The following is a 14,611-nucleotide window of genomic DNA, read 5'->3' as shown; positions in this document are numbered from 1 at the left end:
GTGGACCTCGCGGACCGTGGTCCACGCCATGTTGGGCATCGCCGCGCTGTACAGCCTGCTGCCCCTGGTGTGGCTGGTGACCTCCTCGACGAAGTCGCTCGGGGACTTCTCCACGACCTCGGCATTCGAATTCGCCGACTGGAATCTTCCCGCGAACCTGCAGGCCCTGTTCTCCGAGGCCGACGGGGTGTTCGTGGCCTGGGCGCGCAATTCCGTGCTGTACGCCGGGGTCGGTGCCGTGCTCGGGGCGTTGATCTGCACCGCGTGCGGCTACGCGTTGGCCAAGTTGGACTTTCCGGGGCGGCGCACGCTGTTCGCGGTGACCCTGACCGGGGTGCTGGTGCCGACCACGGCCCTGGCGCTGCCGCTGTACCTGATGGCCTCCGAGCTGCGGCTGGTCGACACGTTCTGGGCGGTGTTCCTGCCGTTGCTGACCAATCCGTTCGGGGTGTACCTGGCGCGGGTCTACGCAGAGGCGGCGGTGCCGGACGAGGTGCTCGAGGCCGCGCGCATCGACGGTTCGGGAGAGCTGAGGACGTTCTTCAGGGTGGCGCTGCCCATGATGCGTCCCGGGTTCGTGACCATCATCCTCTTCCAGTTCGTCCAGATCTGGAACAACTTCTTCCTGCCGCTGGTGATGTTGACCGATCCGAGGCTGTTTCCGCTCAGCCTGGGGCTGTACCAGTGGAGCACGCGCGTCTCGCAGTTCCCGCAGTACAACCCCCTGGTGATCACGGGGTCGCTGCTGGCCGTGTTCCCGATCATCGTCGCGTTCTTGGTGCTGCAACGACAATGGCGGTCCGGTTTGACCGCGGGGAGTGTGAAATGAGTTCGGAGCGCCCGGAAGCGCTGCTGGTGATGGACCGGAAAACCCTGCTCGCCCAGTTCGGTGAGCGGGAGATGGCGCGCTTGCGTGAACTGGCGGCGCTGGGTGATCCCGTCAGCAGCGCGGAACTGAGCTCGGCCGGGGTGCGCCGGCGGTTGGCCGAGGTGGAGGTGCTGATCACCTCCTGGGGCTGTCCCCCGCTGGACGCGGAGGTCATGGCCGCGGCTCCCGAGCTGCGGGCGGTGCTGCACGCGGCGGGCAGTGTGCGCGGGCACGTCGGCGAGGAGGTCTTCGACCGGCAGGTGCTGGTCACCACTGCCGCCGATGTCAACGCGGAGCCGGTGGCGCGCTACACCCTGGCCGCGGTCCTCTGGTCGGGCAAGAAGGTGCCGTTCCTGTTCGGCCGGTCGGACTCCTGGGACGGTGATCGGCAGGTGCGCATGCGCGACGAGCAGACCGTCGTGGTGGTGGGGTTCTCGCGGGTCGGCAGGCGCGTGGTCGAGCTGCTGCGGGAGTTCGACTCGTACCGGGTGCTGGTGGTCGATCCCGTGGCCGATCCGGCGGAGATCACCGCGGCCGGGGCGGTGCCGGCCACGTTGGAGCAGGCGCTGCCGCAGGCCGACGTGCTGAGCCTGCACGCGCCGCTGCTGCCGCGAACCCGGGGGTTGATCGGCGAGTCCGAGTTGGAGGAGCTGCCGCCCGGTGCCGTGCTGATCAACACCGCCCGGGGCGGGCTGGTGGACACCGCCGCTCTGGAGCGGGCCTGCCGGACGCGGGAGCTCTACGCGGTCCTCGACGTCACCGACCCGGAGCCGCTGCCCGCCGACTCCGCGTTGCACGGGTTGTCCAACGTGGTGCTGACCCCGCACGTGGCCGGCTCCCTCGGCGAGGAGACCCGGCGCATGAGCGCGGCGGCCCTGGAGGAGCTGGAGCGCTACGTGGCGGGGCGGCCGCCCAGGGCCCCCGTGACGCGGCGGAGTCTGGAGGTGCAGGCGTGACACCGGAGAAGAACTGCGAGCTGAGCCCGTGCACGGGTTGGACGCGGCAGCACTGGGCGAGCACGGCCGACGGGCTGCTGCGGGCGGTCCAGTGGTACCGCTCCCCGGCGGGGGCGCGTTTCGACCTGCCGGGCCCGGTCAGCGCGAACGGAGCGAGCGCGGACGGCCTCGAGGGTTTCGCGCGCACGTTCCTGCTGCAGGGGTTCCGGGTGGTCGGTGAGCAGGGGCGTGATCCGACCGGTCTGCTGGAGCGCTACGCCGAGGGGCTGGCCGCGGGCACGGATCCGGCTTCGCCGGAACGCTGGCCCCGGCCGGACGAGCTGGGGCAGGCCAAGGTCGAGGCGGCCTCGATCGCGCTGATCCTGCAGGTCACGCGGCCCTGGTTGTGGGACGAGCTCGACGACCGCGTGCGCGGACGGGTGGTGGACTGGCTGTCCACCGTGGTCGGGCAGCAGTACCCGCCGATCAACTGGGTGTGGTTCCGCGTGGTCGTGGAGTCCTTCCTGCGGGAGGTGGGCGGACCCTGGTCGGCCGCCGACATCGAGGAGGACCTGGCGGTGCACGCCGCGCTGCGGCGCGGCGAGGGCTGGTACAGCGACGGGCAGGAGCGGGCCTTCGACCACTACGTCGGGTGGGCGCTGCACCTGTACCCGATGCTGTGGACGCACTGGTTCGACGTGGTGGGCTCGTTGTGCCCGGTCGGGACCTATCGCACGTGGGCCGCGGACCTGGCCCGGTACCTGGACGACGCGGTTCACCTCGTCGGCGCCGACGGTTCGCCGCTGATGCAGGGGCGCAGTCTGGTCTACCGCTTCGCCGCGGCGGCACCGTTCTGGGTCGGTGCCCTCACCGGGCACGGCGGCCTGTCCCCGGGGCTGGTGCGGCGGGTGTGCAGCGGTGTGCTGCGGCACTTCACGGACCGCGGGGTGCCCGATGCGGACGGTTTGCTGAACCTGGGCTGGCACGGTGCCTGGCCGGGGATGCGGCAGGCCTACTCCGGGGCGGGTTCGCCGTACTGGGCGAGCAAGGGGATGCTCGGGCTGGCCCTGCCCGCCCACCACCCGGTCTGGAACGCGGTCGAGGAGCCGCTGCCCAGCGAGACGTCCGACCACGGTCGGGTGGTGTCCCCGCCGGGCTGGCTGGTCTCGCACCGCCGCGCCGACGGGGTGTCGATCGTGCTCAACCACGGCACCGATCACGCCGAGCCCGGCGCGCGCCGCTCCGATTCCGCGCTGTACGCCCGGCTCGGCTACTCCACGGCCACGGTGCCTCCGCTGATCGGGTCCACTGTGGCCGATCCGGTGGACAACGCGGTGGCGATCGTCGACGCGGAGGGTGCCGCCACGCACCGGACCGGTTTCGAGCGGTTGTACGCCCGCGAGGCCGACGGTGGGGCCCTGGCGGCGGCCAGCCGCGGCCGGGCGTGCTGGGTCGACGCGCGCGAGGACACCACGGCCGACCACGGCTACGGCAGGCGCGGCGCGGTGGTCGAGGGGCCGGTGGTGACGGTCGCTTCGGTGCTGCGCGCGGGGCTCGAGGTGCGGTTGGTTCGGGTGGATCCCGCAGGCTGGGAGGAGCCGGGGGCGGGCTGCTTCGTCCGGATGGGCGGCTGGCCGGTCGCCTCCGACGGTGAACCCGCGGCGCGGGGCGGGCCGCGGCAGCGGCGGGTGTCCTTCGCCAGCGCCGCGCTGCGTTCGCTGGTGTCCGGCGTTCGCGGGTTCACCGGCTGCGGGCTGGCCGCGCAGGAGGGCACGACCCCGCTCGGCGCGTGGACGGCCGTGCCGTGGCTGGCCACCGACGGCGTCCCGGCGGGCGAGGTGCTGGCCGGGAGCGTGCTGCTCGACCGCGGGGGGCGGGAGCCGGTGGATCCCGCGGTGCTGGTGCGACCTGACGGGGAGGGCGGGCACCAGGTGACCGTGGCCTGGCCCGACGGGGAGGGCACCACGGTCGAGCTGCCCGGAGTCCCGTGAGCCGGCTCGGGGCGGGCATGTCGAGCCGGTCGAACCGAACAGGAGGCATCGTGTCGTACCGACCGCTTTCGGCGAACTGGTTCACCGCGACCCGGTGGGAGGGCCGGTTGGCCTACGGCGCCGATTACAACCCCGAGCAGTGGTCGCGTCCCGTCTGGCAGGAGGACGTGCGGCTGATGAACGAGGCCGGGGTGAACATCGTCTCGCTGGGGATCTTCTCCTGGGCCCGCATCGAGCCCGAGCCGGGGGTGCACGACTTCGGCTGGCTGGACGAGGTCATGGACCTGCTGCACGAGCACGGGATCGCGGTGGACCTGGCCACGGCCACGGCCTCGCCCCCGCCGTGGTTGACCGCGCGCCACCCGGAGGTCCTGCCGGTGGACCGGCAGGGGCGGACCCTGTGGCCGGGCGGGCGCCAGCACTGGCGGCCCACCTCGCCCGTGTTCCGCGACTACGCGCTGCGGCTCGTGCGGGTGCTCGCCGAGCGGTACCGCGACCACCCGGGGCTGGTCGCCTGGCACGTGTCCAACGAGCTGGGCTGCCACAACGTCTACGACTACTCCGAGGACGCCGCGCGCGCGTTCCGGAACTGGCTGCGCTCCCGCTACGGGACGGTGGAGCGGCTCAACGAGGTCTGGGCGACGGATTTCTGGTCGCAGCGCTACGGCGACTGGGCCGAGATCCTGCCGCCGCGGTGGGCCGCGGCGTTCCCGAACCCGACGCAGCAGCTCGATTTCCAGCGTTTTTGCTCGGACGCGCTCAAGGACCACTTCCGCGCCGAGCGGGAGGTGCTGCGCTCGGTCACCCCGTCGGTTCCGGTGACGACCAATTTCATGCTCATGGGCAACGCCAAGGGGATGAACTACGCGGACTGGGCGGGCGAGGTCGACTTCGTGTCCAACGACCACTACCTGAACCCGGGGCCGCGGGCACTGGACGAGCTGTCCTTCTCGGCGGCGCTGACCGGCGGGATCGCGGGGGGACGGCCCTGGTTCCTCATGGAGCACGCCACCAGTGCGGTCAACTGGCGCGCGGTGAACAAGCCCAAGAAACCGGGCGAGCTGGCCCGGGACTCGCTGGTCCACGTCGCCCACGGGGCCGATGCGGTGTGCTTCTTCCAGTGGCGGCAGTCGCGCGCCGGGGCGGAGAAGTACCACTCGGCGATGCTGCCGCACGCCGGGGAGGACAGCGACACGTTCCGCGCGGTCCGGCAGCTGGGCGGGGTCCTGGAGGATCTGTCCACCGTGGTGGGGTCCGAGCGCGGTCGGGCGCGGGTCGCCGTGCTGTTCGACTGGGAGTCGTGGTGGGTCAGCGAGTTCGACTCGCACCCCACCTGCCTGCTGGACTACCGGCGGGAGGCCCTGGACTGGTACTCGGCGCTGGTCGAGCTGGGGATGGTGGTCGACGTGGTGCCCACCGACGCCCCGCTCGAGCGGTACGAGGTGGTCATCGCCCCGGTGCTGCACGTCGTGCCGGACGAGCTGTCCGAGCGGCTGCACCGGTTCGTCGCCGGTGGTGGGCATCTCGTGACCACGTACTTCTCCGGCACGGTCGACGAGCACGACCACGTCCGGCTCGGTGGCTACCCCGGGGCGTTGCGCGAGTTGCTGGGCATCCGCATCGAGGAGTTCGGGCCGCTGTTCGAGGGGGAGTCGGTCGAGCTCGACGACGGGGCGACCGGCACGCTCTGGACCGATCGGATCGAGCTCACCGGCGAGGACGTCGAGGTGTTGGCCTCCTACCGCAGCGGTGACCACGCGGGGCGTCCGGCGATCACGCGCCGGCGGTGGGGGAGCGGTTCGGCCTGCTACGTGTCCACCCGGCTGGGCGTGGCCGGGCTGGAGCGCGTGCTGGGCACGGTCCTCGACCGGGCGGGCGTGGTCAGCGAGCTGCCCGAATCGCTGCGGGGGCGCGTGCAGCCGGTGGTGCGGCAGGGCGCGCAGCGCCGGTACTGGTTCCTGATCAACCGCACGGAGCAGGACGTGGAGCTGACCGGGCTGGTGGGCGCGGAGCTCGCTCGCAGCGCGCGTGCTCAGCACTCCGATGCTGCCTCCGTGCTTCCGGCCCGGGGCGTGGTGGTGCTGGAGAGCAGCCCCGAGTGAGACCGCGTGACCGCGGCCGGGGCGCAGCGTCCCGGCCGCGGTCACGAGCACCGCGCACGCGCTGCGGCGTGCGCGTCGAACGGAAGGCAGGAGACCGATGGTGAGACGACTTCGCGCACGTGCTTTTCGGCTGGTCCCGCTGTGCCTGGCGCTGGGGTCGGCGCTGCTGCTGGGTGCCTCGGTGCTCGCGCCGACCGCGGTTGCGGCCGAGACCGGCGAGGCGTCCGGACGCGACGGCACCGCGACGGCGATCACCGGTGTGCGGCTGGACTCGCTCAAGACCGAGGCGCTCATCGACGAGGAGGCGGGCACGGTGGTGCTGCCGGTCGAGCCCGGCACGGAGTTGCGCAAGCTGCGGCCGGAGTTCGACATCGCCGAGCGTTCGACGATTCGTCCCGGCAACGGCAGTACCCAGGACTTCACCACTCCGGTGGAGTACGAGGTGCGCAGCAGGAGCCACGAGTCCCGGACCTGGACGGTGCGGGCGGTGGAGATGAACAGTCCCAGCCTGCCCGGCCACAACGCCGACCCGAACATCGTGCGTTTCGGCGATACCTACTACATCTACGCCACCACGGACGGTTTCCCGGGATGGAGCAGCGACTCGTTCAAGACCTGGTCGAGCACGAACCTGGTCGACTGGACCGAGCACGACACGATCCTCGACCTCGGTGCGGATGTCTCCTGGGCCGACGGGAGAGCGTGGGCTCCTGCGGCGATCGAGAAGAACGGTAAATATTATTTCTACTTCACCGCCGACACCAAGATCGGTGTGGCCGTGGCGGACAGTCCCACCGGGCCGTTCGTCGATTCGGGCGAGCCGCTGGTCGCGGCGAATCCGCACGGCGGGCAGGCCATCGATCCGGCCGTGTTCACCGACGAGGACGGCCAGTCCTATCTGTACTGGGGCAACGGGCACGCCTACGTGGTGCCGCTGAACGACGACATGGTTTCGTTCGACTGGTCCGCGGTCAAGCACCTGACCGGGTTGGACGGCTTCCGCGAGGGGCTGTTCATGCACGAGCGCGCCGGCACCTACTACTTGAGCTGGTCCATCGGCGACACCCGCAGCGAGGACTACCGCGTCGGGTACGCGACCGGCACCAGCCCCATGATGGCGAACATGCGCAATCGGGGTGAGATCCTCACCAAGCGGCCGTCGCTGGGCATCTACGGCACCGGACACCACTCGACGGTGCGGGATCCCGAGACCGGCGAGTGGTTCATCGCCTACCACCGCCACGCGGTCCCGGACGGGGACGGCACGCACCGGGAGGTCACCATCGACCGGCTGCGCTACGCCGCGGACGGCACGATTCGCCCGGTCGAGCCCACGCTTTCCGGGATCGATCCGGTCTGAGCTCGGCGGGCTCGGCTGAGCGGGCTCCGGGTGCCGCACCGCCGGCGGAGGGGTGGAGGTCCCGCCGGCCGCAGGCGTGGCGCGCTGCGGCCGGCGGGAGCCGGGAGGCTCAGCCGAGCCGGAGGTTGGCGACGTGGATGGGCGAGGGGGTGGTTCCCGTCGAGGACTCCTGGTACAGCACGGACAGCACGCCGTCGGCGGCCAGCCGGGAGGTGTCCACGTTGACCTCGCCGAAGGCGTTCATGTCGGGGCGGTTGAACACCACGGTCCAGTCGGTCCAGTCGCTGGCTGCGCTGGCCGCCACGATCTTGCCCTTCGGCATGATGAGGTAGGCGTTGTCGTGCTGGTCGAAGACCAGCTGGGTTCGCTGGGTGGAGTGCGGCGGGACGGGAACTTCGCGCTTGGTCCAGTCACCGTCGTCGCCGCGGACGAGGTGGAACGTGCGGGCGTGCTTGCTGCGCTGCTGGGAGTAGTCCGTCACACACTGGGTGAACCGGCCGGGCACGTAGCTGATCACCGCGTGGGGCGTGCTGGTGGAGTCGACCGCCTGGCTCTCCTGGTTCATGAGCCCGTGGTTGGGGCCGAGCGGGTCGGCCACGATCCCCGGGGAGTTCACGCCCACCGGGTCCCGACCGGTGACGCCGACGGTCTCGCCGGCACCGTTGTGCCAGGTCCGGCCCTGGTCGTCGCTGTAGACGTAGCCGGTGTCGTGGTTGGCCAGTCCGCCCGGGTCGCACAGCACCGCCCGGTTGCCCTCGCGCCAGGTGAAGCTCGCGTGCAGCCGTCCGGTGTCGTCGTAGGTCAACCCGTGCAGGTACATGTTGCGGGTGGTCGACACCTCCCCGTTCGGGGCGGTCCAGGCCCCGGTCGCCGAGCTCCAGCCGCCGAGCTTGTCCCAGCTGCCGTCGGCGTACTCGGCCAGTTCGTTGACGCCGTCGCCCGAGCCTCCGGTGCGGTAGCTGAACTGGAGCTTGCCCTGCGGGGTGACGAGGAATCGCGGGTAGGTCATCGCCCCGAGCTGCTCGTCGCCCAGCGTGCGCTGGACCTCGCCGAACATCGCGGAGGTCCAGGGATGGGCGGCGGGGCGGGAAGCCAGCCCTGCCACGGATCTGACGTAGTGGATCCGGCTGTTGTGCGTGTCCATCGCCACGTGCAGCCGCCCGTCGGCGGGCGAGATCCCGAGGGAGATGACGTTGTGCGAGTCGTCGACGCTGAGCTCGTGCGGCAGCGTCACGGTCTGCCACCCGCCGTTGCCGTGCAGCGGTTTGCGGCCCACGACGGCGTTGCGGCTGTCGGTGTACCAGGCGGCGTACTGGTAGCCGGCGTAGGTGCGGATGGCGTCCTGCTGGAACGAGTTGTTGTTGACGATTCCGTCGTAGGAGACGAAGTACAGCGCGGACGGGTCGAGCACCGTGTCCGACAGCAGGTTCGCCTCGGGGGCGGCGTTTCCGGGGTTCTGGGCGAACTCCGGCGGCTCGGCCGCGGCGTGGGTGGGCATCACGAGCGCCGCGGTGACCAGCAGCGTGGTGAGTACGGCTCTGCGCATCTCAGGCGCCCCTTTCCCGCGGTGTCGGGTGCGGTTCGGCGGTTTCCCGGCGCGTGCGCATGCTTCCTCCCGGGTTGAAACGTTTTAGGATGTGCTGAAGTTAAGTGAGTCACAGCGCTCCGTCAAGAGGTGTCGGCCTCGCGTGGGGGTCTCGTCGGAGTGGTTGCGGGGATTCGCCGGCGGTGTGTGTGGGCTGGTGTGGCTCGTCCGGGCGTGCTTCGCATCGCTGTTCGTAAAACGTTTTATCGATGTGTTCGCACCCCGCCGGAGTGTAGGGGGGTGCGGGGCTGTCGTGCTGCTTTTCGGGGGCTGCCGCGGTCGGCCCGGGGTGTGGGGGCGCGTTCCGGAGGGGGAGTGGATCGATTCCGGGCGGGTGGGGCGAGGTGATTTCGCTTCTGATCGATTGTGATCGTTTGGGTGCGATTGTGTTGACTTGGCGCCGCGCCGCGCGGTGAAGTGACTGTCGTCACTCGAACGCGGAAGGGGAGGGCTGCATGGGCGAAGTCAGGTGTCCACAGTTTCCGGACCGTCCCGCTCCGCCGAGCGCTTGCGGCCGTGGCACGCGCGGAAGTCCTTCCTCGTGGGCGGGGGCGCCGGCGTTCCGGGCGAGCCGATCTTCCGGACGTTGGTCACCGGCCCGCGCAGCACGGTCCCGGACAGCATCGACCTTGGGGTAACCATGATTCCGTTATTCGCCAAGCGCACCCCCGAGCGGGAGCGTTCCACCGGTCCCGCGCGGGCGCGTCGCCGTCGTCGTGTTCTGGCGGCCACGCTCTCGGCGTGTCTCGCCGTGCCGTTCTCCGCGCTGTCGTACACCTCGGCCGCAGCGGCGGACAGCCCCGCGGACCGGTCCGCGGGCCAGGCGGTGGGCCGGGCCCACTCGGCCGCCGATTTCCAGGGGGTGAACTGGGCCAGGCCCAAGGACAACTTCGTCGACGGCCCCGTCGTTCCCGAGGGGCTGGACGTCTCCGACGACTACGCCACGGTCAAGGCCAAGGCCGGCGCCATCTACGAGGAGTTCCGGGAGACGAGCGGGGCCAACACCGTTCGGCTGCCGATCAACACGTACTCCGTTCCCGGCACGGAGTGGGGCGATGCCTACGCCGGGGCCGTCGACGCCGCCACGGAGCACGGTTTCAAGGTGATCCTGTCCTACTGGGAGGACGGGGCCTCCTCGGACGGGCGGATCGTCGACACGCAGGCCTTCAACGCGATGTGGGACGCGGTGACCTCCCGCTGGCGGTTCGACAGCCGGGTCTACTTCGAACCGATGAACGAACCGCACGGGTACAGCGCCGCCGAGTGGACCGACGTGGCCGCCCAGTGGATCGACGACCGCCCGTGGATCCCGCGCAAGCGGATCTTCGTCAGCGGGCACGGCTACAACGGTGACGTCACTACCGTGTGCAACGACAGCAGGTTGGCCGGGACGTACCTGTCGCTGCACCTGTACGCGTTCCAGTTCGACTCGATGAGCTACGACCAGTGGCGGGAGCTGTTCGACTCCCGGATCGGTGACTGCGGTTCCCGCACGGTGCTGGACGAGTTCGGCGCTCCGACGGACGACGGCAGGGATTACGGCGCGGCCGGCAGCGGGGACAACTTCGTCCGCTACATCCGCGCGGCCACCGACGCGGTCCGCGCCCATGACATGGGGGCGGTCTACTGGCCCGCCCTGGGCGGCAAGCACACCTACCGGCCCGATTACGACTGGTACTCCCTCTACGCCCTGGAGGGCAGCGGCACCGACCTGTCGCTGCGGGTGCGCAACGACAGCATGATCGAGCGGCTCCGCTACGCCTGGGACGGCGCGGGCCACGCGGCTCCCGCGGCAGGTGAGCACCGCTCCTCGGTTCCGGCGGGCCGGTGACGGATCGACGGGCTGACGAGCGCGGAGCGCGGCACGCCCGCACGGTGCCCGCCCCGGGGCGTGCCGCGCTCCGTCTCGCCGCCCCACTCGCTCCTGCCGCAGCGTCGCTGCGGCGGGGGCGCGGAGTTCCACAGTGGAAGGAGTCGGTGGTGACGATGTCCCCGACAGCACGGCGCGGAGCTCCCGGGCGGGGTGCGCGCGGTCTCTGGGTGCTGGTGGCGGTGGCGTGCCTGAGTCTCCTCGGTGCCACCGTGCTCGTGGCGCCGCCGGCGCAGGCGGATCCCGTCACCGTTCGCAACGGCACCCAGTTCACCGATCCGAACGGCGAGCCGGTGCACGCGCACGGCGGAGGCGTCATCGAGGTCGACGGCTACTACTACTGGTTCGGGGAGAACCGCGCCGCGGACGACTCCTTCGGGCACGTCTCGGTGTACCGCTCGACCGATCTGAAGCACTGGCAGTTCCGCAACCACGTGCTGAGCGCCTCCTCCGCGCCGGAGCTGGAAAGCGCCAACATCGAGCGGCCGAAGGTGATGTACAACGAGTCGACCGGCCAGTTCGTGATGTGGATGCACAAGGAGAACGACCAGGACTACAGCCAGGCCCGCGCGGCCGTGGCCGTGGCCGACACCGTCGACGGGGACTACAGCTGGCAGGGCAGCTTCCGGCCGTTGGGCAACATGTCCCGTGATCTCACGGTCTTCGTCGACGACGACGGCACCGGCTACATGGCCTCGGCCGCCAACGAGAACCTGGATCTGCACATCTACCGGCTCACCGAGGATTACACGGCGGTGGAGAGCCTGGTGGCCAACCCGTGGCCCGGGGGTCACCGCGAGGCCCCGGCGCTGTTCAAGCGCGACGGCGTCTACTTCATGCTCACCTCGGGGGCCACGGGCTGGGATCCCAATCAGCAGCAGTACGCCACCTCGACCAGCCTCGACGGTGGCTGGAGCGGGATGCGGGACGTGGGCGATTCCACCGCCTACGGGTCGCAGACCGCCTGGGTGCTGCCGATCCAGGGCACCGGGGCCACTTCCTACCTGTATCTCGGTGACCGCTGGGCGGGCGCCTGGGGCGGGCCGGTCGACGAGTCGCGCTACGTGTGGCTGCCGCTGCGGTTCCCCGACGACCGCACCCTCCGGATGGACTGGGCACCGGAGGTGACCGTCGACACCGCGGCGGGCACTCTCGGAACGAGCGGTGGGCCCTACGAGACCCTGACCGCCCGGCACTCCGGCAAGTGCGTGGACGTTCCCGCGGGGTCCCAGCTCGCGGGCGAGCAGGTGGCGCAGTACCCCTGCAACGGCGGCGGCAACCAGCGGTTCTGGCTGGAGGAGGTCGGTGGTGACTACGTCCGGCTGGTCACCCGGCACAGCTCGATGTGCCTGGCGGTGGAAGGCGCGTCCACAGGCGACGGTGCGGCCGTGGTCCAGCAGCGGTGCGGCTCCGGGCAGGAGCAGCAGTGGCGGGTGGGTGACGCCGGTGACGGCTCGGTCACCTTCACCGCCTGGCACAGCGGCAAGTGCCTGGACGTGTCCGACGAGTCCACTGCCGACGGTGCCCGCCTCATCCAGTACACCTGCTCCGGTGCCGCCTGGCAGCGGTTCCGGCGCGCGGCGGTGTGAGTGTGGTGCGGTGGTCCGGTGCGGGAGCGGTCGTTGGGCTCGTGCGACGGGGTCGGTCCCGTGTGGTGCTCGCGCGCCCGCGGGTGCTGTCCGGGAGTGAGTGAGGTGAGGGTTCCATGAGTTGGAAGTTCGCGGTGAGCACGCTCGGGATGCCGGGCGTGCCGGTGCGGGAGGCCGCGCGGGTCGCGCGGGAGCGCGGTTGCCACGGTGTGGAGCTGCGGGTGCACCCGGACGAGGAGGTTCGGCCGGGGATGGCGCCGCGGGAGGTCGCCGAGGCGCGCCGGCTGATCGAGGGCGCGGGGCTCGAGGTGGCGTGCCTGGCGGGCTACGTGAAGGTGTGCGCGCCGGGTTCGGACGCGTCTGCGGTCGCGGAGCTGCGTTCCCTGGTCGAGCTGGCCGGGTTGATCGGTGCGCCCGCGGTGCGGGTCTTTCCGGGTGGGGAGTCCGGTGCGGACGGTCCCGCGCGGGAGCGGATCGGGGCCGTGCTGCCGGATCTGGAGCGGCAGGGGGTCACCCTGCTCGTCGAGACCCACGACTCGCACCCCACGGGCGAGCTCGCGCGTCGGTTGGTGGAGCCGTTCGGTGCGCCGGGGACCGTGGCGGTGCTGTGGGACGCGCTGCATCCGTGGCGGACGGGCGAGTCGCCGGCGCAGACCCGGCGGCTGCTGGGCGAGTACCTCGGTTATTTCCAGGTCAAGGACGCGCGGAGGGCGGATTCCTGGACGCCGGTCCCGCCGGGTGAGGGCGATGTCCCGCTGGCCGACTGCGGGAGCCTGCTGCGCTCGTGGTCGGGGTGGGTCTCGCTGGAGTGGGAGCGTGCCTGGTACCCGGACATCGCTCCCGTCTCGGTGCCGCTGCGCGCCGCTGCCGACTGGTTCGAGCGGTGGCGCCCGGAGTGAGTCGTGCGGAACGGGCGCTCCCGGTTCCCGCCCGGGGGTGTGCGATCGCGGCGCCCGTTCCGCGGCTGGCACCGGTGAGCAGGGCGGTTTCACCTGCGAGGTGGTTCGCCGGGACTCCCGCGGCGCGTGTGGTGCCGCATCATGCGGGCCACCGGCGCGAGGGCGTGGTCTTGCCGACCACCCCGCCTCCGAGCCCGGCCACCACGACGAGGAGCTCTCGCGCGGTGGCCGGGGCGAAGACGAGCGAGCGGAACGATCAGCGGGACCGCACCGGCCGTGCGTCATCCGCAGGGGAGCCGTGTGGTTCGCCTTCGGCCCCAGCGCGGTACCGCTCCGGGCGCCAGCTCGGTCGCCGCGTGGCGTGTCCGGTCGGCCACGGTGCTCACGCCGACTGCGTCCCGGGTTCCATGATCAGTTTGATGGTCTCGCCCGGGCCTTCGGCGGTGATGCGCGTAATCGCTTCGGCGCCCTCTTCGAGGCTGACGCGATCGGTGATCACCGCGTCGGCGATTTCCGGCCGGTCGGCCAGCAGCTGCGCGGCGGTGATGAAGTCCTGCCGGTTGTACATGGCGGTTCCCACGAGGCTGATCTCGCGGACCTGCAGCTGCCCGACGGGCACGGCCACATCGGTGTTGAAGACAGCTACCTGCACCACGGTGCCGCCCGAGACGCACTGGTCGATGGCTTCGGACACCAGGTCAGGAACCCCGACGGCGACGAACGCGGAGTCGAACGGCTCGTCCGAGCTCCGCTCCTGGTTCGGGTCGCGCACGTCGGTGGCCCCCAGCCGGCGCAGCACGCGTGCGTTCTGCTCCCGCGGCTCGCTGACGACGATCTTGCCTGGACACTGGTAGGACAGCACCGCGGTGATCAGCGCGCCGATCGGCCCGCCCCCGAGCACCAGGTGGTGGAACTGCTCGCCGTGGCTCTCGGCGAGAGCGGCCTGGCGCACGGCGTGGGCGGCGACCGCCAGCGGTTCCACCAGGGCCAGCGCGTGATCGGGGATGGACTCGGGAACCGGAACGATCGTGTAGTCGGGCACCTTGACGTAGTCGGCGAACGAGCCGTCCCACTCGGTGATGCCCAACATCTGCTTGCTCTCGCAGACGTGGTAGTTGCCCGCGTTGCAGTGGTTGCAGTTCCGGCAGGGACGCTGGGGCTCGATCACCACCCGGTCCCCCACATCGATCTCGGAGACGTCCGAGCCGACGGCGGAGATCACCCCACCGGCCTCGTGGCCGGAGATCAGCGGTGGGAAGCGGAACGGGTGCTTGCCCTTCAGCGCAGCGAAGTCGGAGCCGCAGGCACCCGTGGAGAGGACTTGGACGATGACCTCCTTCGGGCCGGGTTCTGGGCGCGGGACCGTGACGACCGCGGCGGTGCCGTCCGTGTCGAATTTCATCGCTCGCATG

The 14,611-nt window shown here is 71.1% G+C and carries 11 protein-coding genes; 8 read left to right on the top strand and 3 right to left on the bottom strand.

The features are described 5' to 3' along the window. Nucleotides 1-28 precede the first annotated feature (28 nt). From G9Q41_RS20420 to G9Q41_RS20400, 5 genes are all read left to right on the top strand, one after another. On the top strand, nucleotides 29-829 hold the full coding sequence (locus G9Q41_RS20420; protein ID WP_165633901.1) for a carbohydrate ABC transporter permease: 801 nt from the start codon (nucleotides 29-31) through the stop codon (nucleotides 827-829). Further along, nucleotides 826-1,824, top strand: coding sequence for a hydroxyacid dehydrogenase (locus G9Q41_RS20415; RefSeq protein WP_165633871.1), 999 nt, complete (start codon nucleotides 826-828; stop codon nucleotides 1,822-1,824). The genes G9Q41_RS20420 and G9Q41_RS20415 overlap by 4 nt, the downstream gene beginning before the upstream one ends. After that, on the top strand, nucleotides 1,821-3,794 hold the full coding sequence (locus G9Q41_RS20410) for a DUF2264 domain-containing protein (protein WP_165633872.1): 1,974 nt from the start codon (nucleotides 1,821-1,823) through the stop codon (nucleotides 3,792-3,794). The genes G9Q41_RS20415 and G9Q41_RS20410 overlap by 4 nt, the downstream gene beginning before the upstream one ends. A 50-nt stretch (nucleotides 3,795-3,844) precedes the next feature. Further along, nucleotides 3,845-5,896, top strand: a complete 2,052-nt coding sequence (locus G9Q41_RS20405; protein ID WP_165633873.1) for a beta-galactosidase — start codon at nucleotides 3,845-3,847, stop codon at nucleotides 5,894-5,896. Nucleotides 5,897-5,993: 97 nt separating this feature from the next. Next, nucleotides 5,994-7,256, top strand: a complete 1,263-nt coding sequence (locus tag G9Q41_RS20400) for a family 43 glycosylhydrolase (RefSeq protein ID WP_165633874.1) — start codon at nucleotides 5,994-5,996, stop codon at nucleotides 7,254-7,256. 109 nt (nucleotides 7,257-7,365) lie between these two features. Here the strand turns inward: G9Q41_RS20400 and G9Q41_RS20395 are convergent, their stop codons facing one another. Further along, nucleotides 7,366-8,802, bottom strand: coding sequence for a BNR repeat-containing protein (locus G9Q41_RS20395; protein ID WP_165633875.1), 1,437 nt, complete (start codon nucleotides 8,800-8,802; stop codon nucleotides 7,366-7,368). Between the two features lie 504 nt (nucleotides 8,803-9,306). Next, nucleotides 9,307-9,483 (bottom strand): hypothetical protein, encoded by a 177-nt coding sequence (locus tag G9Q41_RS20390; RefSeq protein ID WP_165633876.1) that lies wholly within the window; start codon nucleotides 9,481-9,483, stop codon nucleotides 9,307-9,309. Between G9Q41_RS20390 and G9Q41_RS20385 the strand changes: the two genes are divergently transcribed. The 3 genes from G9Q41_RS20385 (at nucleotide 9,482) to G9Q41_RS20375 (ending at nucleotide 13,199) form a co-directional block, all read left to right on the top strand. Continuing rightward, on the top strand, nucleotides 9,482-10,672 hold the full coding sequence (locus G9Q41_RS20385; protein WP_165633877.1) for a cellulase family glycosylhydrolase: 1,191 nt from the start codon (nucleotides 9,482-9,484) through the stop codon (nucleotides 10,670-10,672). The genes G9Q41_RS20390 and G9Q41_RS20385 overlap by 2 nt on opposite strands. Before the next feature lie 155 nt (nucleotides 10,673-10,827). Beyond that, complete coding sequence (locus G9Q41_RS20380; RefSeq protein ID WP_207631622.1) at nucleotides 10,828-12,300, top strand: RICIN domain-containing protein; 1,473 nt, start codon at nucleotides 10,828-10,830, stop codon at nucleotides 12,298-12,300. Nucleotides 12,301-12,416: 116 nt separating this feature from the next. Then, complete coding sequence (locus tag G9Q41_RS20375; protein WP_165633878.1) at nucleotides 12,417-13,199, top strand: sugar phosphate isomerase/epimerase family protein; 783 nt, start codon at nucleotides 12,417-12,419, stop codon at nucleotides 13,197-13,199. Nucleotides 13,200-13,581: 382 nt separating this feature from the next. Here G9Q41_RS20375 and G9Q41_RS20370 read toward each other — a convergent pair whose 3' ends face one another. Next, nucleotides 13,582-14,610 (bottom strand): alcohol dehydrogenase catalytic domain-containing protein, encoded by a 1,029-nt coding sequence (locus G9Q41_RS20370; protein WP_165633879.1) that lies wholly within the window; start codon nucleotides 14,608-14,610, stop codon nucleotides 13,582-13,584. Between the last annotated feature and the right edge of the window lies 1 nt (nucleotide 14,611).

This window comes from Actinopolyspora sp. BKK2 (genome assembly GCF_011291845.1).
GTDB classification, from domain to species: domain Bacteria; phylum Actinomycetota; class Actinomycetes; order Mycobacteriales; family Pseudonocardiaceae; genus Actinopolyspora; species Actinopolyspora saharensis.
The sequence above is the reverse complement of the archived record's forward strand: the minus strand, read 5'-3'. Positions and strand labels throughout refer to the sequence as shown.

Coding starts and splice junctions, on each gene's coding strand:
- G9Q41_RS20415 (WP_165633871.1), top strand. CDS start 826: ATGAGTTCGGAGCGCCCGGAAGCGCTGCTGGTGATGGACCGGAAAACC.
- G9Q41_RS20400 (WP_165633874.1), top strand. CDS start 5,994: ATGGTGAGACGACTTCGCGCACGTGCTTTTCGGCTGGTCCCGCTGTGC.
- G9Q41_RS20420 (WP_165633901.1), top strand. CDS start 29: ATGTTGGGCATCGCCGCGCTGTACAGCCTGCTGCCCCTGGTGTGGCTG.
- G9Q41_RS20390 (WP_165633876.1), bottom strand. CDS start 9,483: ATGGTTACCCCAAGGTCGATGCTGTCCGGGACCGTGCTGCGCGGGCCG.
- G9Q41_RS20385 (WP_165633877.1), top strand. CDS start 9,482: ATGATTCCGTTATTCGCCAAGCGCACCCCCGAGCGGGAGCGTTCCACC.
- G9Q41_RS20395 (WP_165633875.1), bottom strand. CDS start 8,802: ATGCGCAGAGCCGTACTCACCACGCTGCTGGTCACCGCGGCGCTCGTG.
- G9Q41_RS20370 (WP_165633879.1), bottom strand. CDS start 14,610: ATGCGAGCGATGAAATTCGACACGGACGGCACCGCCGCGGTCGTCACG.
- G9Q41_RS20380 (WP_207631622.1), top strand. CDS start 10,828: ATGTCCCCGACAGCACGGCGCGGAGCTCCCGGGCGGGGTGCGCGCGGT.
- G9Q41_RS20375 (WP_165633878.1), top strand. CDS start 12,417: ATGAGTTGGAAGTTCGCGGTGAGCACGCTCGGGATGCCGGGCGTGCCG.